16 protein-coding genes and 1 tRNA gene are annotated in these 20027 nt (G+C 33.6%); 10 read left to right on the top strand and 7 right to left on the bottom strand.

The genetic code is table 11. The features are described 5' to 3' along the window. Nucleotides 1–474: 474 nt before the first annotated feature. Nucleotides 475–1308: a trypsin-like peptidase domain-containing protein gene (locus ACFS3A_RS24660; protein ID WP_379828213.1), complete on the bottom strand. Its 834-nt coding sequence runs from the start codon at nt 1306–1308 to the stop codon at nt 475–477. 130 nt (nt 1309–1438) lie between these two features. After that, nucleotides 1439–1520: transfer RNA gene (locus ACFS3A_RS24655), tRNA-Leu, on the bottom strand. 110 nt (nt 1521–1630) lie between these two features. Between ACFS3A_RS24655 and ACFS3A_RS24650 the strand changes: the two genes are divergently transcribed. From ACFS3A_RS24650 to ACFS3A_RS24620, 7 genes are all read left to right on the top strand, one after another. Further along, nucleotides 1631–3019, top strand: coding sequence for a dipeptidase (locus ACFS3A_RS24650; protein WP_109191519.1), 1389 nt, complete (start codon nt 1631–1633; stop codon nt 3017–3019). 318 nt (nt 3020–3337) lie between these two features. Next, nucleotides 3338–4435, top strand: coding sequence for a glycosyltransferase 61 family protein (locus ACFS3A_RS24645; RefSeq protein ID WP_379828212.1), 1098 nt, complete (start codon nt 3338–3340; stop codon nt 4433–4435). A gap of 224 nt (nt 4436–4659) precedes the next feature. Then, nucleotides 4660–5082: a hypothetical protein gene (locus ACFS3A_RS24640; protein WP_379828211.1), complete on the top strand. Its 423-nt coding sequence runs from the start codon at nt 4660–4662 to the stop codon at nt 5080–5082. 10 nt (nt 5083–5092) lie between these two features. Continuing rightward, nucleotides 5093–6055, top strand: a complete 963-nt coding sequence (locus tag ACFS3A_RS24635; protein WP_379828210.1) for a DUF6624 domain-containing protein — start codon at nt 5093–5095, stop codon at nt 6053–6055. Then, the gene (locus ACFS3A_RS24630) at nt 6052–6426 is read left to right on the top strand and encodes a BlaI/MecI/CopY family transcriptional regulator (RefSeq protein WP_379828209.1); all 375 of its coding nucleotides are present in this window, start codon (nt 6052–6054) and stop codon (nt 6424–6426) included. Before ACFS3A_RS24635 ends, ACFS3A_RS24630 begins: the two co-directional genes overlap by 4 nt. Beyond that, a complete protein-coding gene (locus ACFS3A_RS24625) occupies nt 6423–7937 on the top strand; it encodes a M56 family metallopeptidase (protein ID WP_379828208.1) in 1515 nt (504 codons plus the stop codon). The genes ACFS3A_RS24630 and ACFS3A_RS24625 overlap by 4 nt, the downstream gene beginning before the upstream one ends. Before the next feature lie 170 nt (nt 7938–8107). Continuing rightward, complete coding sequence (locus ACFS3A_RS24620) at nt 8108–9367, top strand: energy transducer TonB (protein WP_379828207.1); 1260 nt, start codon at nt 8108–8110, stop codon at nt 9365–9367. A 112-nt stretch (nt 9368–9479) separates the two neighbouring features. On the opposite strand, the gene ACFS3A_RS24615 is transcribed toward ACFS3A_RS24620, so the two are convergent. Then, nucleotides 9480–10844 carry a saccharopine dehydrogenase family protein gene (locus ACFS3A_RS24615; RefSeq protein WP_379828206.1) on the bottom strand — a complete coding sequence of 455 codons (1365 nt, stop codon included), beginning with the start codon at nt 10842–10844 and terminating at the stop codon, nt 9480–9482. Nucleotides 10845–11032: 188 nt separating this feature from the next. Here ACFS3A_RS24615 and ACFS3A_RS24610 point away from each other — a divergent pair, with 188 nt between their 5' ends. Next, a complete protein-coding gene (locus tag ACFS3A_RS24610) occupies nt 11033–11419 on the top strand; it encodes a DUF423 domain-containing protein (protein WP_379828205.1) in 387 nt (128 codons plus the stop codon). A gap of 300 nt (nt 11420–11719) precedes the next feature. Further along, entirely contained in the window at nt 11720–13324 is a 1605-nt protein-coding gene (pckA, locus tag ACFS3A_RS24605) for a phosphoenolpyruvate carboxykinase (ATP) (protein WP_379828204.1), read from the top strand. 120 nt (nt 13325–13444) lie between these two features. Here pckA and ACFS3A_RS24600 read toward each other — a convergent pair whose 3' ends face one another. Both ACFS3A_RS24600 and ACFS3A_RS24595 read right to left on the bottom strand, forming a co-directional pair. Next, on the bottom strand, nt 13445–14503 hold the full coding sequence (locus ACFS3A_RS24600; protein WP_379828203.1) for a phytase: 1059 nt from the start codon (nt 14501–14503) through the stop codon (nt 13445–13447). Between the two features lie 75 nt (nt 14504–14578). Next, complete coding sequence (locus tag ACFS3A_RS24595; protein WP_379828202.1) at nt 14579–17389, bottom strand: TonB-dependent receptor; 2811 nt, start codon at nt 17387–17389, stop codon at nt 14579–14581. 235 nt (nt 17390–17624) lie between these two features. On the opposite strand from ACFS3A_RS24595, the gene ACFS3A_RS24590 reads away from it, so the two are divergent. Beyond that, nucleotides 17625–18725, top strand: a complete 1101-nt coding sequence (locus ACFS3A_RS24590; RefSeq protein WP_379828201.1) for a DUF4407 domain-containing protein — start codon at nt 17625–17627, stop codon at nt 18723–18725. A gap of 120 nt (nt 18726–18845) precedes the next feature. On the opposite strand, the gene ACFS3A_RS24585 is transcribed toward ACFS3A_RS24590, so the two are convergent. After that, nucleotides 18846–19547 carry a PH domain-containing protein gene (locus ACFS3A_RS24585; RefSeq protein ID WP_379828200.1) on the bottom strand — a complete coding sequence of 234 codons (702 nt, stop codon included), beginning with the start codon at nt 19545–19547 and terminating at the stop codon, nt 18846–18848. Nucleotides 19548–19656: 109 nt separating this feature from the next. Next, complete coding sequence (locus tag ACFS3A_RS24580; RefSeq protein ID WP_379828199.1) at nt 19657–20025, bottom strand: MmcQ/YjbR family DNA-binding protein; 369 nt, start codon at nt 20023–20025, stop codon at nt 19657–19659. Nucleotides 20026–20027: the final 2 nt, after the last annotated feature.

The raw sequence follows: 20027 nt of genomic DNA, 5'->3' as shown, positions 1-20027 counted from the left end.
GGGAAGCTAAAGTCTTAATCGAAATATGAGTCATAAGCTCGGAGGACCGAATAGTTTACTTTTGCTTCCTTTCTCAATCATAAATCTACTTAAAATTTCAAAAAACAAATCTAAAGGAGGAACGAGGAATCGCACTCGTTTATCGACAAAGATTGGCGACATGCTTTGCGTCCCGAGGCTTCGGGATAGTGTGATTTGCTTCGCCTTTTCGCTATCGCTCGGGTCTCGTTCCTCGAAATGACAAAACTAGACTGATTTTTGGGTCTCAAACATAGCCAATGGTTTTAACCATTGAAGCGCAATCATTGTCGACAATCTTTGTCTCCCGTGGTTGAAACCACGGGCTATGTTTGAAATATAATGCTTTTTAAAAAATAAGGATATAAAAAGATTTATTTTGTTGTCATGTACTTTGCTTTTATCACGATGTCAAATAAGGATGAATCTTTATGAGAAGTCTTGTTTTCGAATGAATTACGATTTAATCGCTTTTTCTAAGATAGGTAATAAGCATTGTTCAAGTTTCCAAACTATTCCTAACTCGGCTTCAGTTACGTCAGGAGAGGTGCTTTCTCTTCCAGAATACACTCCAATAAGTTGAGTTTTTCCAAAAAGAGCATCTCCTTCAACAGATCCTGAAAATTCATGTTTCAAAATAACAGGAGATCCAGACATACCGCTTTTGGTTTTTCCATCAATAAAAATGATTGGAGGTTCATCATTGTTTTTCATTTCGCTTGCTATTGTAGCTCCTTTGTAAATAGGGTATTCATTTGGAGAAAGTCCAGAGCTAAGAGGATATCCGATTATAAATACTTTATCCATAACTGAAATGCCTGTTGTATATTGGGTGTATGATATTTCTTCCTCAATGTTATATGCCATCAATTTAAAACCTGGCAATGAACATACATTTTTAAATTGTGTTAAATCTATAGCGACTAAATCTATTTCATTTTTTCTATCATGTTCAATCCATAGAGGTTTACTTTCGTCATAAAAATCTTCATCTGAGTTGTAATAGAAAAGTGACTGTTCAAAAGGAAGTATGTAAGTAATGAAATTATCATTTTCTGCTTTCTGTATATAGGTTAATTGTAGATCTAGAAAGCCTGGTAATGCACCATGTTTTTTATCTAAAAGCTCTTTAGTAAAATTATTTCTTCCATTGACTACATGCCAATTAGTGATAAGAAATAATTTTTCCTTGTATTCACATAAAAAACCTGTAGCAGAAGTTATTTCTATTTTAGTTCTTTCAGCTAGAATTTTTAATTTAACAGATTGTACTGATTTTATATCTGGCATGTAAACTTCAATTTTAAGTCTATACATTGATGGTTATCAAATATAAAAAAATAATTCAATGAGATTTAAAAATTTAGAAAAGGGTAAAAACAAAAAAGCTTCTGAAAAATCTATTCAGAAGCTTTTTTAGTGCGGATAATAGGACTCGAACCTACACGCCTTGCGGCACCAGATCCTAAGTCTGGCATGTCTACCAATTTCACCATATCCGCGGTAATTGTGGGTGCAAAGATAGGCATACTTTTGAATTATCAAAGCATTTTTTGAAAATTTTTTTTAATTCTCTTTTTCGTACTTTTGGTTTTCTATAAAAATAATTTAAATGGAAAATATTAAGTCCTACGTTCAACAACATAAAGATCGGTTTATCAACGAATTGATCGAATTACTAAAGATTCCGTCGGTTAGTGCCGACACTGCATATTCTCAAGATGTTATTGACACAGCAGAGGCTGTAAAAGAAAGTTTATCAAAAGCAGGATGCGATTTTGTCGAAACTTGCGACACTCCAGGTTACCCAATTATCTACGGAGAGAAAATTATAGATCCAAATCTTCCAACGGTTTTAGTTTATGGTCACTACGATGTTCAACCGCCAGATCCATTAGAATTATGGACTTCACCACCTTTTGAACCCGTAATTAAAAATACAGATATTCATCCAGAAGGTGCCATCTTCGCACGCGGCGCATGTGACGACAAAGGTCAGATGTACATGCACGTAAAAGCGTTAGAATATATGGTGCAAACGAATAATTTGCCTTGCAACGTAAAATTTATGATCGAAGGCGAAGAAGAAGTAGGTTCGGCAAGTTTGGCTTGGTTCGTAGAACGCAATCAGGAAAAACTGAAAAACGACGTAATCCTGATTTCAGATACTGGAATGATTTCGAATCAACAACCATCAATCACAACAGGTTTAAGAGGTTTGAGTTATGTTGAAGTAGAAGTTACAGGGCCAAACCGCGATTTACATTCTGGTTTATACGGTGGCGCTGTGGCAAATCCAATTAATATTCTGGCCAAAATGATTGCTTCACTTCACGACGAAAACAATCATATTACGATTCCGGGATTCTACGATAAAGTTCAGGAATTATCTGCTGAGGAAAGAGCCGAAATGGCAAAAGCGCCTTTCAGCTTAGAAAAATATAAAAATGCTTTAAACATTGCTGATGTTTATGGTGAAAAAGGCTATGTAACGAATGAAAGAAACTCAATCCGTCCAACATTAGACGTAAACGGAATCTGGGGCGGTTATACTGGCGAAGGTGCTAAAACGGTTATTGCGAGCAAAGCTTTTGCTAAAATCTCGATGCGTTTGGTTCCAAATCAGGAATGGGAAGAGATTACAGAACTTTTTACCAAACATTTTACAAGCATTGCTCCGGCTGGAGTTACGGTAAAAGTAACGCCTCATCACGGTGGTCAGGGTTATGTTACGCCAATTGACAGCATTGGTTATCAGGCAGCAAATAAAGCGTATACAGAAACATTTGGAGTTCCTGCAATTCCGGTTCGTTCCGGTGGAAGTATTCCGATTGTGGCTTTGTTTGAAAAAGAATTAAAAAGTAAAACGATCTTAATGGGATTTGGTTTGGACAGCGATGCAATTCACTCGCCAAATGAGCATTTCGGAATCTTTAATTATCTGAAAGGTATTGAGACTATTCCGTTGTTTTATAAGTATTTTGTGGAATTAAGTAAATAAGTTTTTTTGCCACAAAGGCGCTAAGACGCTAAGTTTTTTAAGATTTAAAACTTTGAGAAAGTTGAATACATACAAAATCCGTTCAGAAATGAGCGGATTTTTTTGTTTTAAGGTTTTTTAAAATTTGAAATTTGGAATTTTCTATACGGAATTTAAAAAGTAGAATTTATTATTTTAATTTTAATGTTTAATTTGTGTTTTGTTTAATAAATTAAGTTAAATTTGAAAATATTATTATCAAGCCCCGCGTAATATTGTTTATAATTCTGTTTTGTAAAGTTTTCTAATGTTATTTTAATATTAATTTAATGCGGGTAAATGGACTTAGTTGAGAAAAAGATTAGATTTTCGCCTATTGGTTACACGAAATATCTTAAAGGTTTAGAGCGAACTCATAATATGTTTCGTCAGGGAAAAGTATTGGAGAGTTTGGCTTTAAAATCCTGGGAAATTGCGCCGGGAAGTACTACAGTTTCAAAAAAGGCTTATTTTTTAGACGGTCAGCTTGATCGTGTTACAGGAACTGCATATACTGATAATCCAGAACTTATGATGCAGGGTGGAAGTACAATAAATCATGAATCTACACGTGCTTATCTGCTCAAAGATATCTGGATGATAAACGGTTCTGTTTATAAAGGACTGCATCGTTTTTTATTTCATCATCGTAATAAACTTAGTAATCAGAAGAACTATTTTCCGCCGGTTGCAATTGATACCGAAATAAAAAACGCATCCATTTATAGTTCTTACGATGGTAATGAGTTTTTCGGACTTTGGTTAACAGATGATTGTACGAACTACAAATTAGCAGCCACTGAAGGAATACCTGTTACCACTAATATATTTACCAGTTCGCATATGTTTGAATATGAGGGATTGTTGGGGATGAATCCCTACAGAACCAATGGAGCTTATATAAAAGACGCTGTTTTTATTGATGATGATTGGGGAAATAATAGAAAAAAGCAGGAATTGTTTGATCAGAATAAGCAAATGTTACTTTCAAAGTTCTCTGGAAGTTCTCATCCCGGAGTTTTTATACTGCGTCGTAATTCGGGTAAAACCAGAATCATGTTAAACGAAATTGAAATTGCTGAGCGTTTACGTGATCAATACGGATTTAAAATAGTGGATGTTACCAAACATACTGTACAGGAAATTATTGCTGCCTGTGTTGGAGCGAAAACTATTGTCGGAATTGAAGGCAGTCATCTTATGCATGGTTTAATGGTACTTGAACCAGGCGCTTCTGTTTTGGCTCTACAGCCTCCAAGCCGTTTTTGCGGTGTTCTGAAAATAACTACTGATATGCAAAATCTAAACTACGGATTTGTTGTAGGTATTCAAAAAGAAGAAGATTTCTACGTGAATTTTGAAGAAGTGGAAAGAACGCTTGAATTACTTTCTTTTTAAAAGATTCTGAGGTGCTAAGGTACTGAGGTTCTAAGTTTTTTAACTTAGAGAAGTAAAGCTGTAAATTCATTAAGATTTATTTTAGCATAAAAAGGCAAAACCTTTAGTTTAGAGGGAAATCTTAGAGCCTCAGCATCTTACATCTTAGAAACTTAAAAAAAAACTTTTTTATTTGAAAATTAATTCTACATTTGTAGAGCATAATCTATAATTGTAGAATTGAAATGATTAGAAAAATACTTTTAATGATAATCCTGCTTTCATTTTTGGGATGTAAATCGACACTTAATCAGAAGATTGATAAAAAGAAAGAGGGGAAATGGGTTGACGTTTATGTTCAGGATAGTGTTACGTATAAATCTGTCGAATTTTACAAAAATGATTTACCTGTTAAAAAATGGAAGACTTTTATAAACGGGAAATTATACAAATCAGAGAAATATAAAAACGGAATCTGTGTTGTAAAAAGTTACTACGAAAACGGAAAACTCGAATCGAAAGGAAAAACCAAATTGGAAGTAAACGAAACCGAATCACATTGGTTTTATTTTGGAGAATGGAAGTTTTATTCGGATAAAGGAAAATTATTTCAGATTAGAAAATACGACAAAGGAGAATTGATCTCAGAACAAAAAATAAATTTTTAAGTTAAAATCTATGAACAAACTATTGATTTTCTTTTTTATAGTAATGAATTGTGTTTTGAGTCAGGCTCAAACGTATAAAGACTGGGTTAAAAAAGCAGATTCCTGTTATGATGCGAAAAATTATAAATCATCTGTTGATTATTACACAAAAGCTTTTAAGATAGAACAGAAGGATTCTAAAGATTTATATAATGCAGGATGTTCTGCTGCTTTGACTAAAGAAAATAAAAAAGCTTTTAAATGGCTGAATTTAGCAATTGATAACGGATATGAAAATATTGCGCATATCAAGATAGACAATGATTTAAAATCTTTACACGATACTAAAAAGTGGGAAAAGACAATTAGTAAACTTCAGAAGAAAGTAGATATTCTTAGCGCTAAATATGATAAACCGCTGGAAAAAGAACTTTTGGAGATTTATGCAGAAGATCAGGGCATTCGCGGAGAATTTATGAATGTTTATAAAGCTCCAAAACCTGATAAAAAGAAAATTGACAGCATTGGTAAAATAATGAATCAGAAAGACAGTATTAATCTCATTAAGGTGATGAAAATACTGGATGAAAGAGGTTGGGTTGGGAAAGATGTAGTGGGAACGCAGGGAAATCAAACTTTGTTTTTGGTTATTCAGCATTCTGATTTAAAATATCAGCAAAAATATTTACCCATGATGAGAGAAGCAGTTAAAAACGGTAATGCAACTCCGGCCAACCTTGCTTATCTGGAAGACAGAGTGGCTTTGAGAGAAGGAAGAAAGCAAATCTACGGGAGTCAGGTGGCAAGAAATAAAAATACCAATAAATGGTACGTATCCCCTTTGGCAGATCCGGATAATGTGGATAAAAGACGTGCTGAAGTCGGACTTGGAACGATGGCCGAATATGCAGCAAAAATGAATGTTGAATGGAACGTGGAAACTTATAAAATGGAATTACCAGAACTAGAAAAACTTGAAAATATTAAAGAATGATGCAATTATCAAACGCAGAAGAACAATTGATGGAACATTTATGGAAGCTTGAAAAGGCTTTTATGAAAGATTTGCTAGAAGCGTATCCGGAGCCAAAACCGGCTACAACAACAGTGGCGACGCTCTTGAAACGAATGATCGATAAGAAATTTGTGGCGTATAACGAATTTGGAAATTCACGTGAATATTATCCGTTAGTAAAGAAAACAGATTATTTTTCGAAACATGTGAAAGGATTGATTAGTAATTTCTTCAATAATTCGGCTTCACAGTTTGCTTCGTTTTTTACAACTGAAACCAATTTGTCGGCTTCAGAATTGGAGGATCTTAAAAAAATAATTGATTCTGAAATTCAAAAAAAGAAAAAATGATTGACTTTCTAATTAAATCGACAATTAGCCTTTATATTCTGTTGGCTGCGTATCATTTGTTTCTTGAAAAAGAAAGAATGTTCCGTTTTAACAGATACTTTTTGCTGCTGAGTTTGTTGTTTTCGATGGCAGTTCCTTTTATATCTTTTGAAGTTCAGGGAGAGATTCCTGCAGTGTATAAAAATGTAATTCCGTTAGAAACAATAACAAATAAAGAGCTTCCGATTCAGGTAGAAATGACAAATGTCAAAACAGATTTACAAGTTGATTATTGGATTTCTGTTTTAGAAGTAGCTTATCTTGTAATTACATTGCTGCTAAGCTTTCGATTTATTTACAACATTTATACGATAATACATAAAGCGCAAGTGTCTAAAGTTATTCTGTATCAGAATACAAGAATGGTTTTGCTTTCAGAAAATAACTTGCCTTATACTTTTTGGAATACTATTTATATCAGCCAGAAGGATTTTGAAAATCGGGAAATAGAGCAAGAATTATTTACGCATGAAATTGCCCATGTGAAACAAAAACATACAATAGATGTGATTTTTATTGAAGTTTTGAAGATTATTTTTTGGTTTAATCCTGTTTTTAGTTTTTATAAAAAAGCAATTCAGCTCAATCATGAATTTTTAGCAGATGAAAACGTATTGTCCAAACATTCTAATGTCATTGTTTATCAAAATCTGTTATTAAATAAAACGAGTGCTGTACAGCCTAATTTGTTAACGAGTAATTTAAATTTTTTAGCAACCAAAAAACGACTTATTATGATGACAAAAATCACATCAAAATCAAAAGCTGTAATGATAAAATCTGTGCTCATTATAGTGTTTACGGGACTTATTGTTACTTTATGTGTTGACTTTTTTCCTTCTAAATTGTCAAAGTCACAAGAACTGCAAGATAAGAGAAGGGGCTATATTTATTCAGGAATCAGAATAACGATTAATGATCAGATAGAGAATAAAAAAATAAGTGCGGTCTATGAAAATCTGGATAGCGATACTAAAAGAAAATATTTAGGTGCCTATTCAACTCCATTTATTAGTAAACAAATACCAAGTAACAGTCAATTCGAAAAATGGAAAAATAACAGCCAATATACTATTTGGCTTAATAACAAAAGAATCAGTAATTCAGGTTTAAATAATCTAAAAAGAAATGAGATTGCTTATTTTTCTGATCAAAAAGTAAATTTGAAATTCGAAAAAACAAGTAAAGAAAGTAATACCTACTACCTATATACTCAAAAGTTTTTTGAAAAATACAGATTGGAGAGATTTCCTCAAAAATATGCCAAAAAAGAGTTTAAAACTACTTGGATAAAAGGACAGCCCACAGAAGAGCAAACGAGAATTACACGCGAAAAATTTCAAAAAAATCTGGAAACAACTAAGGTTGAAATGTTGAACAACTCTCCTAAATATATAGCTCAAACATTCATAAAAAAGGCAAATAAAGATCAAAAAATAATTGGTTCAGAAATTCAAAAAAAGAAAAAATGACAGCCTTTTTTATAAAATCGACGATTGTATTAAGCGTTTTTCTGGTTTTTTATCACTTGATACTGGAGCGGGAAAAAATGCATCAATTTAATAGGTTCTTTTTGCTTTTTTCAATTGTAGTTTCGTTCGCGGTTCCGTTTGTTTCATTTGAAATTATTAAAGAAGTACCAATGAATTTATCAAGCCAAATTAGTATGGATGAGGCTGGGATTACTAAAATTCAAAGTGAAGAAAAGATTGATTATATATTGATTTTTTTATGGAGTTTGTATGGATTAGTCACATTTTTAATGACGATTAGATTTGGCAGAAATATTTGGGCAATTCTGTCAAAATCAAACAGAAATCCAATTGTGAACTTCAAGAATTCGAAGTTGGTTTTGATTGATGACAAAATCCTGCCTCATACTTTTTTGAGTTATATTTTTGTCAACTCTGATGAGTACAAAAATCGAAATATTGAAGCCGAATTGTACACGCATGAATTGGTTCATGTAACCCAAAAACATACGCTGGATATCTTGTTTGTTGAGTTTTTAAAGGTTATTTTTTGGTTTAATCCGCTCTTTATCTTTTATAAAAAAGCAATACAGCTTAATCATGAATTTCTTGCCGATCAGGAAATTGTGAAAACATATAATGATGTTCCGTTTTATCAAAATTTGCTTTTGCAAAAAGGAAGCGGTAATCAAACGATTTACTTGGCCAGTAATTTGAATTATTTAGTAACAAAAAAACGATTAATTATGATGACAAAAAGCACTTCAAGAAACGGGGCATTCTTCAGAAAAATTGCCGTTATTCCTGTATTTACGACTTTAATAGTTCTTTTATGTGTTAAAACTGTGGCACAGGAATCTAAAAAAGAAGTGAAATCGGTTGAGGTTACTGCTGAAACGACTCCTGCTAAAACTGCTGTTGTTTCAAAGGATGAAAATAAAAATGTGATTCCAGAAAATAAAAGTAAGGAATCGATGGCAGATCAAAATAAAATTATTCCTTCGCCGTCTTCAAATGATGATGGGACAAACCCGACCGATATTATTGTAGATCCAATAGAGGTAAAACCGGAGTTTCCGGGCGGAGTACTTGAATTCTATAAATTCATTGGTAAAAATTTTAAAATGCCAGAGGAAGCTTCAAAGAATAAAATTGACGGAAAAATATTCGTACAATTTATAGTAGAAAAAGATGGTAGCTTATCTGAATTTAAAGTTGTAAAAGATTTGGGTTACGGAATAGGTGAAGAAGCGATTAGAACTTTAAAACTTTCTCCAGTATGGATTCCAGGTTCTCAAATGGGGCAGTCGGTTAGGGTTCTGTACAGTTTACCTATAACAATTCAAGCTGAAGAAACACCAAAAAAGTCTAAGGTAATAAGAGCAAGCTATCAGAAAATGGATTTTCCACCAACCATTTTTGGAAATTGAAAACCACTAAATTGTCTTTTAAATAAAAAAATCCGCTTCTATGTGAGTAGAAGCGGATAAAATTAAAAACTAATTAAAAAAAAAATTCTAAAATAAACATGCAGAATCCAGATTAAAACAAATCTGGATTATATCCAAAATATGGTACTTTTTGTTCGTTGAAAACAACTCCGTATTCTTCTAATTCTTTTAATATCGGCTCGTAAACTTCTTTTTTTATTGGAAGCTGAACGCCAGAAGTTGTTATTTTTCCATTCAAAATCAACAATGTAGCAATTGCAACTGGAAGTCCGACCGTTTTTGCCATTGCAGTATAAGTTTGGTCATCGCCAATGCAGACCATTTTCGAATCGATTTGTTTCTTTTCTCCATTAAGTTCGTATCCAAATTTGTGATACATGACAATCATATCTTTATCATCTGGTTCTAAAGCCCAGCTGTCGGTTAAGATTTTTTGTAAAATCTGAGCCGGAGTCGCATTCGGAAGATTTACTTTTTTGTTTGGGTTAAATAAATCCAGTTCCAAAAGTTTATCCCACATAATATCGTCCTGATCGATTTTTAAGATCAATCTGGTTTTGATTTCCACAGAATCTGTTGGATGATAGGGAAGAAAAGAATTGATAAACTGACGATAACTCATGTTTTCAGAACCTTCAATAGTGTAGCTGTCATCTGTCATTCCGAGTTGCACAAACATATTCCAGGCTCTTGAAAAACCTACTCTTCTGATAGTTCCTCTGTATAAAGTCAGAATATCATCTAAACCATAAATCGATCTGTATTTAAGGGAATCACGGTTCGAATACGCTTCAAATTTCCCGTAACCTTCTACTTCCAGAAATTCAGTTCTTCTGAATAAAGCGCTGTACGGAATATATTTATAAGTTCCCTCCTGAATAAACTTCGCAGCGCCGCCTTGTCCGGCCAAAACCACATTTCTAGGCGCCCAAGTAAATTTATAATTCCAAAGATTGTTGTCAGATTCAGGCGCTACAAGTCCGCCGCAGAAAGATTCAAACAACAACATTTTGCCGCCTTTTGCTCTGATTTCGTCAATCACTTTCATAGCGCTCATATGATCGATTCCGGGATCAAGACCAATTTCGTTCATGAAAATCAGATTGTTTTTTACGGCTTCTTCGTTTAATGCCTGAATGGCATCGCTAATATAAGAAGCGGTTACTAAATGTTTTTTGAATTCCAGACAGTCTTTTGCAATTTCAATGTGCAAGTGCGCGGGAAGCATAGAAATAACTATCGAGGCATTTTGAATTGCCTTTTTTCTTTCTTCACCATTAAAAATATCTAAGGCAAGCGGAGTAGCATTTGGATGATCTTCTATTTTCGCTTTCGCTAAATCCAAAGAAAGGTCGGCTACAGTTATATGTAGTTTCTCTTCGCTTGATTTTGATAATAAATACCGAATCAATGACGATGCAGATCTTCCTGCTCCAATTATTAAAACGTTTCTCATGTTTTAAATATTTAACACAAATATATTTAAATGTTATAAATATAACAATTGAAATTAAATAAAATTGAATTTATTTTTCAAATTCCCGAAAAAAAATAATTTGATTTTATTCTAAATAATGTCAAATGAAAAGTGGTTTTTTAGTTTGTTTGAAGTATTTTTGTTTCAAATTTCAAAAAGTATAAATCATGAAAAGAAAACTTGTTCTTACTGGAGCTTTTATAGGGATGTTAGCAATTATTTTGGGTGCTTTTGGAGCTCATTTATTAAAAAAATATCTTTCAGTTGATCAGTTAAATACTTTTGAAGTTGGCGTTCGTTACCAAATGTATCACGCTCTTTTTCTTTTCTTTTTAGCTACTCAAAAAGACATTGCCGAAAAAACATTAAAATGGATCTATAATTTAGTAGTTGCCGGAGTTATCCTTTTTAGTGGTTCTATTTATTTAGTTGCTACAAAAGACTACACTTTGTTTTATTCTAAGATTATAGTATTCGCAACTCCAATAGGTGGTTTTCTATTAATTATTGGTTGGGCGCTATTATTCTTTACGATTTTGAAGCGAAAATCATAAAATCCCGAAAAAAAAATTCTGTCTAAGAATTAATCTTTAATTTTGTCTCATAAATAACATATAATCTTCATTATGTGAATTTTTTCTATTTTCTGTTGTAAAACAAAAATAATATAACAAATTCCGTCAGAAGGTTTTAAATAAGTAAATTAAAAGCGGTTATTTTTTTCTTTTTGTAATTTTTAAAGTGAAATTTCTCTTTTTTGATATAAATCAAAGTGAAATTTAATTATTTTAAGAGGGATAAGAATTAATCTGTAATTTTGCTTTAAACAAAAAACCACAACATAACTTAAATTTATGGACACTAATACAGTTTTCGCGCAATCGATTTCGTTAAAAGACTTAGGAATTGAAAATGCAAAAGTTCGTTACCAACTATCTGCAGATGAATTACATGCTATTACTTTGCAGTCAGGGCAAGGTGTCGAGAATTCTACCGGAGCATTAGCAATTAATACAGGCGAATTTACAGGTCGTTCTCCACAAGATCGTTTTATCGTAAAAGATGATATCACCAAAGACCAGGTTTGGTGGGGAAATGTAAATATCCCGTTTGAACCACAAGCTTTTGAAAAGCTTTATAATAAAGTAACAGCATTTTTATCGGATAAAGAAGTTTTTGTTCGTGATTCTTATGTATGTTCTGATCCAAATTACAGACTGAATGTTCGTGTTGTAACCGAAACAGCCTGGTCAAATTTGTTCTGTTACAATATGTTTTTAAGGCCAGAAGAATCGGAACTGGCTAATTTTACTCCAGAATGGACAGTAGTTTGTGCTCCAAGTTTTATGGCAGATCCTGCTGTAGACGGAACGCGACAGTCTAATTTTGCAATTTTAGATTTTACTAAAAAAATAGCTTTAATTGGAGGAACAGGATATACTGGAGAAATGAAAAAAGGAATTTTTTCTGCTTTAAACTTCATTCTTCCAGTTTTCAAAAATACACTTCCAATGCACTGCAGCGCCAATGTTGGGGAAGATGGTGATACAGCAATTTTCTTCGGATTATCAGGAACAGGGAAAACAACTTTATCTGCTGATCCGGAACGTAAATTAATCGGAGATGACGAACACGGCTGGACAAACGAAAATACGGTTTTCAATTTTGAAGGCGGTTGTTATGCTAAAGTAATCAACTTGACAGAAGAAAATGAACCGGATATTTTTAGAGCAATCAAAAAAGGAGCGCTTTTAGAAAATGTGGTTTTCAAAGCAGGAACAAACGAAGTAGATTACGACGATGTTTCTATTACACAAAATACACGTGTAAGTTACCCAATAACTCATATTGATAATGTACAGCCAGGTTTGGTTGGACATAATCCTAAAAATATATTTTTCTTAACGGCTGATTCTTTCGGAATTTTGCCTCCAATCTCAAAATTGACTCCAGGTCAGGCGGCTTATCACTTTATTTCCGGATATACGGCAAAAGTGGCTGGAACAGAAGCAGGTGTAACAGAGCCTCAGCCTAATTTCTCTGCTTGTTTTGGAGCACCATTTATGCCTTTGCACCCAACGCGTTATGCTGAAATGTTGAGCAAAAAAATGAAAGATGCAGGCGTAAAAGTTTGGTTGATCAACACAGGTTGGACAGGTGGTCCTTACGGAACAGGAAGCCGTATGAAACTAAAATATACTCGTGCTATGATTACTGCTGCTTTAAAAGGAGAATTAGACAATGTAGAGTATGTAAATCACAAAGTATTTGGACTTGCAAAACCACAATCTTGCCCGAATGTTCCGGAAGAAATTCTAAATCCTAGAAATACTTGGGAAGACAAAGATTTATACGATAAAAAAGCGTTAGAATTAGCTCAGAAATTCAAAGCTAATTTTGCCAAATTTGAAGAATTTGCCAATGCTGAAATCTTAGCAGGTGCACCTATTACAGAATAAAAGGAATTAATTCAAAATAAAAAAGCTGTTCGTTAGGAACAGCTTTTTTTGTTTTGGCTCTCAGCCGCAGAAAAAAAAATAAATTGAACACTGAAAACTGCGACTGAAAAACCTAAAAACTTATTTCTTCGCTTCGTCGATGCGTTTTTGGATCAAATCCCAAGTGTAATAATGGAAAGTCATTCCGTTACTCATCGCTACAAAAAGTCCGTTTTTGAATTTTGGCCCTAAGTTCACGCTCGTAACATCAGCACCGTCACATTCGATTGTTGAGGTTGGAACTTCTGCTAATAATGGATGATTGTTTGGATTCCCTTTTGCTCCTTCTCTTGGATAAACCATAAAAGAATTGGCTTGTTGGTTGGATACTAAAATATATCCTGTAGAATCTGTTTTTTTGTAAATCGCAATTCCTTCGTGATCTGCCTTGAAATCTTTCTGACCAAAGAAAGCTAATTCTTTATTATCATTTAAAGCCGGATCTGCTTTGTATTTTCTAATTCCAACTTGTTCGTCGCAGTAGTAAACAAAGCCTAATTCGTTATCCACGGCAATTGCTTCGATTTCTTTCTTTCCGCTGTAAGTTCCGAATTTACGAACCACTTTTGCAGCAGCAAATTTTCCGTTTCCGGAAAGTTCATATTGCCATAAATAACTTCCGGAAGGTCCTGTTTTTCTTCCCACAATAGCAAAAATCTTTTGATCGTTTGGACGAGTATATAAAGAAATTCCCATTGGGTCGCGTTGTGCTTCTCCTGCAAAAACTTCGATTCCGCCGTTATCAATTGGTTCTAAATCCGGTAAGCTAAAAATTCTGATTTTGTTGCTTTCGCGTTCTGTTGTAACGGCAACATCTACTTTTTTTCCGTCAATAATCAATCCGTAAGCGATATCCACATTGTTTGGACGTTTTAACGGAATTGATTTTTTAAGGATTTTTCCATTCAAATCAAAAGCATACAAACCGCCGTCTGTATCTTTATCAGTTCCAACAATGATACTTTTTGAAGAATCCGTAGGATTAATCCAGATAGAAGGATCGTCTGTGTCGTGAGGTAAAGCTTCTGTAACAACGGTTGGTTTTACAGCATTTGGCTGAATTGGAGCTAATTTATCGTCTTTACAAGCTGTAAATGAAACCGCTAAAAGTAAAAGAGCAACTAAAGATTTATTTTTCATTTGTGTGATATATTTTAATGCAATTAGACAGAGCGTGAAACTCTGTCTAATTTAAGAATTTTAAAAAATTGAAGATTACAAGTCTAATTTCAATCCTAAATTATAACGAGCCTGGTAATATTCAGCTTGTTTTGTGTGAGCTTCAATTCCTTGGTAGTAACGTAACGGTTGATTTGTTATGTTATTAGCTTCAGCAAAAACACGTAATTTTGGTGTAATTTTATAAGAAGCATTTGCATCTAGGAAAAATTGCTTGTCATAGAAACTATCTTTGTAAGACTCAGAACCTAATTCATCTAAGTAATCAGATGTAAAGTTTGTAGAGATTCTTGCAGAGAAACGTTTGTTTTCCCAAGATAAAGATCCGTTAAACATGTGAGGTGCTGTACCTGGAAGACTGATGTTGTTTCTTTCGTTTCCATCCTCATCAGCAATTCCTCTCGCTTTAGATTTTGTGTAAGTATAGTTCAAGTAGATACCAAAACCTTTCAAGAATTTACCAGGTAAGAAATCTAACTGACGTTGTAAAGCAACCTCAAATCCGTAAACATTAACATTGTCTCCGTTTCTTGATTGTAAGAAAGACCAGTTTTCTCCTGCAGGAATTGGGTTTGATTGATTTGGGAAATCTGCAGCAAATTTCGCATCAGTATACTGATTGTCGCTGTAGTTGTAAATGAAATCATTTAATCTTTTGTAGAAAACACCTCCAGAGATCAAACCAACAGATTTGAAATAGTTTTCTACCATTAAATCATAATTGTATGCGTATGTAGCTTTAAGATCTGGATTTCCAGCTGTAATTTCTTTGTCTGCAGCAATATTGTTTACATAAGGTGCAAGTGCATAATAGTTTGGTCTAGCCAAAGCCGTTGTAGCAGCAGCTCTTAAAACTAAATCTTTTGTTGCGTTGTATTGGAAGGTAATACTTGGTAATACATTCGTGTATGAGTTTGTATTGTTAATTTTACTTTCTAATTCTTCTTCATCTAATACACGGTTTCCTGTGTAATCAATATGAGTATTCTCAACACGAACCCCCATTACCATTGAAAGCTTGTCATTAAAATCCTGATCCCATCTTATGTAAGCAGCAGAGATTCTTTCTTTAGCATTATAGTTAACAGCTAAATATTCAGCTGGATCTGTTTCTTTTTCAAATAAAGTAGCGTTGTTTAAATCTAAACCTCCTAAGTATGAAGCAGAAGCAAAAGTTCCCGGTACATACTTACTTCCTGGATTGAATCCTTGTCCATCATAATAAGATGTTGGAACATCAGATAATAATTCCATATTATCATTTAATGGAGTATAAGAATAGAACATATTATTTCTTTCTTTCTCTTTTAAACGAAGTCTAAGACCTGTTCTCAAACGTCCTTTTTCACCTGCAATTACAGAGAATGGGAAACGGATGTTTACTTTAGCACCAAATTCACTTTCGCTAGTTTCGTCTGTGTTTTCTGTTACAGAATCAAATGCAAATTCGTCTGTAGATTCACCAGCAGTAGTCAATAAAGGAAATCTTGGGTTAGATAAATCCTGAAACATCTCTAAACCTTTTTGACGGTATTCTATATAGCGCTCACCTGGACGGTATTCTCTAGCTTTTGCATAGTTTGCAGACCAATCTAAATCTAATTTAGAGTTGATTAAGTGCTCTCCACGAACAGAGTAGTTTTGAACTCTCTGATCTTCTAATCTTCTGTTTTTATTTCTACTGTTGTCAACACCACCTTTTGATTGACGTTTTACACGACCTTCAAAACCTGTAATGTTTTCACCATCGTAAATAGCTTCGATATCATCATAAGTAGTTCTGAAACGGTTTTCTCTATCATCTCTCCAGTTGTAGATAGCGTTAGCGAAAATAGTATTGTTTTCGTTGAATTTATAATCTAAAGCGATAGATCCACTACGACGAATACGTTGTACATCGTACTTTCTGATTTCTGCAGCTTGTAAATAATCATTTCCAAATTCATCTCTTACCCATTCGTTTTCGATGTTATCAGAACCGTAGTCAACATTGTTGTAAGAACCACTCACTACAACTCCTAATTTGTTGTCGATAAAACGATTACCATAAACAAAACCGGCAGTATAAGAAGCATGGTCACGAATTGGCAAATAACCTCCCGCAAGAGTTGCAGAAATTCTTTGTCCGTTTGGAGTTGCTCTTGTAATTAAGTTTACAGAACCTCCAATCGCGTCAGCGTCCATATCTGGTGTAAGTGTTTTGTTTACTTCGATTGTAGAAATCATATCAGATGGAATTAAGTCCATTTGTACGTTTCTGTTGTCTCCTTCGGCAGATGGAATACGGTCACCATTTAAAGTTACAGAGTTCAATGATGGAGCCAAACCTCTAATAATGATGTTACGAGCTTCACCTTGGTCATTCTGCATTGTGATACCTGGAACACGTTTTAAAGCGTCTCCTACGTTAGCATCAGGAAAACGACCCATTTGGTCTGAAGAAATTACGTTTCCGATATTTTTGTTGTTTTTCTGTTGATTTAGTGCTTTTGCCTGACCTTTTAAGATGTCTCCAACAATAACCTCTTTCAATTCATTTTCTGAAGCTTTAAGAGCAAAATCAATTACATTGTTTTTTCCTTGCTCTACTTTTATTTCCTGAGATAAAGTAGTATACCCGATATATTTAACTTCAACCTGATAAGTTCCTTCGTTAATATTCAATAATTCAAAACGACCGTTGTAATCAGAAACGGTATATTTTTTCTCGCCTACAATTTGAACCATAGCTCCAGGTAGAGGCAGTTTGTCATCGGCATCTAATATCTTTCCAGATATAATCGCTTTCTGAGCAAAACCTGTAAAGGCGAATAAAAAGAATGCTGTTAATAGATAAAATTTTTTCATTGTGTGTGTTTGGTTTTATTTTGGTTGCGAAGCTAGAACCCTATTATTACTAAACCCTTGAAAAAAAATTAACATAGTGTTATGATTAACTTTGTTGTGTTAAGATTTATTAATCTTTAAATAACATGAAAGCTCCAAATAATTGATTCCCAACGAAAAGAAAAATGATATTTTGATTGTAATTGAAAATTTGGCGTTAAATTTGCCGTATCATCATAATCAAAAATCATCAATCATGTTAAAACAATTTTTTATCCTATGTTCAGGAGCCGACCGTGATCTCTTGAAAGACTGCTCAGAGGGCGAACAAACCAAATATGTTGGTATTGGTGCCACAGTATTTTTTACCGCAGTTATGGCTTTCTTAGCCAGTGCTTATGCGCTTTTTACCGTTTTCGATTCTATTTATCCCGCTTTAATTTTCGGATTTGTATGGAGTTTGCTGATTTTCAATTTAGACCGATTCATTGTTTCTACTATTAAGAAAAGAGATCGTTTTCTAGATGAATTTCTACAGGCAACACCTCGTATTATATTGGCGGTTATTATTGCGATTGTTATTTCGAAACCTTTGGAAATTAAAATTTTCGAAAAAGAAATCAATACTGTTTTATTGAAAGAAAAAAATGAAATGGAATTGGCCAATAAAAAACAAATTGGAACTTATTTCAAAACAGATTTAGATAAAAATAAAGCAGAAATTGCCACTCTAAAAGCTGATATTGTAAAGAAAGAGAAAGAAGTAAACGCTTTATATTCGGTTTATATCACTGAAGCCGAGGGAACTGCCGGAACTAAAAAATTAGGGAAAGGCCCAGTTTATAAAGAAAAACGTGAAAAACACGATGCCGCTTTAAAAGAATTCGAAACGCTGAAAAAAACAAACGAAGCTAAAATTGCCGAAAAAGAAAAAGCAGGCGTACAGCTTCAGGCCGATTTAGATAAAAAAGTTTCACAGACACAACCTATCATCGAAGGTTTCGACGGATTAATGGCTCGTATCAATGCATTAAATAAACTGCCTTGGCTTCCGTCATTTTTTATAATGTTACTATTTTTGGCAATTGAAACATCTCCAATTATTGCCAAATTATTAGCTCCAAAAGGAGAATTCGATTTCAAGCAGGAAGAAGCCGAAACCGCGATGAAAGCGACTTTAGAACAAAATAAATACCAACGCGAATTATTAGTGAAAACCAGTGCCGAAATGCATGATAGAGTATATGCTGATATTGCAGAAGATAAAGGTTTATTTGATTTACAGCGAAAAAATGCAAAAGAGTTATTGGAATTGCAATCACATAAATTTGTAGAAAAACAGAAAGCAACTTTGTAAATAAGTACAAAGTGCAAAGTTTCTAAGCACAAAGTAAAGCCCGAAATAGAATCTCTATTTCGGGCTTTTTTATTTAACACAAAGTGAATAAAACTTTGAACTTTGAACTTTGTACTAAGATTACATATAACTTAAAATCTCTTTTTTGTAAGCATCATATTCTCCCTGCATGATTAAACCATTATCAAGAAGTTTTTTGTAATTCTGTAGTTTATCAAAAAGTTCTTCTTTAGTTAAATCACTTAATTTACGTTCTCCTGTTGGCTGAGTAGGAAGCGGTTCGTAAGTTTCTGTAACAACCGGAGCAGCAGGTAAAATTTCAGCAAAGCTTGTTACTTCTTCTGTTTCTACTTCTTCGATTTCGTCTTCAAATTCCGGTTCTGCTTCTTCAACAATTTCCTGAACTGGTATTGCTGTCTGAACGGGATTTTTTAGTAAATCCAATTGTTCTTTAGCATAAGTATAAATTTTTCTGGCCTGAATTTTCGGAATATAATCAATAGAAACTGCTAAATCTGTTTTGGTACCAAATGAAAATTCAGAACCTAAAATGTTTTCTTTTACAAAAGTACTGGCGATATCATCCCAGGTATAATCTGTAAAATCCATAGAAAGACCTAAGTTTTTAGGTTTACAGATAATGATACGCTTGTTTGTTAATACAATGCTGTCAGGAAAAACAGTAATAGCAGGTTTTTTCTGCACTGCGATGTAGCCAACTTCTTCACCTTTCATCAATAAATCTGTAAGTTTAGAAGTGATTTTTTCAATCGCTTTTGGATCTTGTTCTTCGTTTAGAAATTTTTTAAATTGTTCTTTCATGATTCTATAAATTGCTAATTTGCAAACTGATTCGGGTTTTTAAGTTTTGATCTTACCCTGCAAATGTAATGCCTAATTTTCTAATTGCTCCGCCAGTTCGATAAAAAATTTACCTCGGGTCGATAATTTCATTTTGAATTTTCTTTGTCAAACTTTTGAATACCAATTCGTAGGAATGGTCGATTAATTCTTTGACAAATTTTAAGGGTAAATTTCCGTTTAACGCAACTGTGTTCCAGTGCACTTTGCTCATATGAAATCCAGGTTGTATTTCATCATATTCAGCTCTGAGTTCCTGTGCGCGCTCCGGATCACATTTTAAATTGACAGATTGCTCGCTTTTTTCCCATTGCGATAGAGAAGATAAAGCAAACATTTTTCCACCAACTTTAAACACCAGAGTATCTTCATCAAAAGGGAAATGTTCGCTGGCCCCTTTTTTAGAAAGACAATATTCGTAAAACGTTTCTAAATTCATAA

This window comes from Flavobacterium notoginsengisoli, assembly GCF_042686225.1.
Classification (GTDB): domain Bacteria; phylum Bacteroidota; class Bacteroidia; order Flavobacteriales; family Flavobacteriaceae; genus Flavobacterium; species Flavobacterium notoginsengisoli.
The sequence above is the reverse complement of the archived record's forward strand: the minus strand, read 5'-3'. Positions and strand labels throughout refer to the sequence as shown.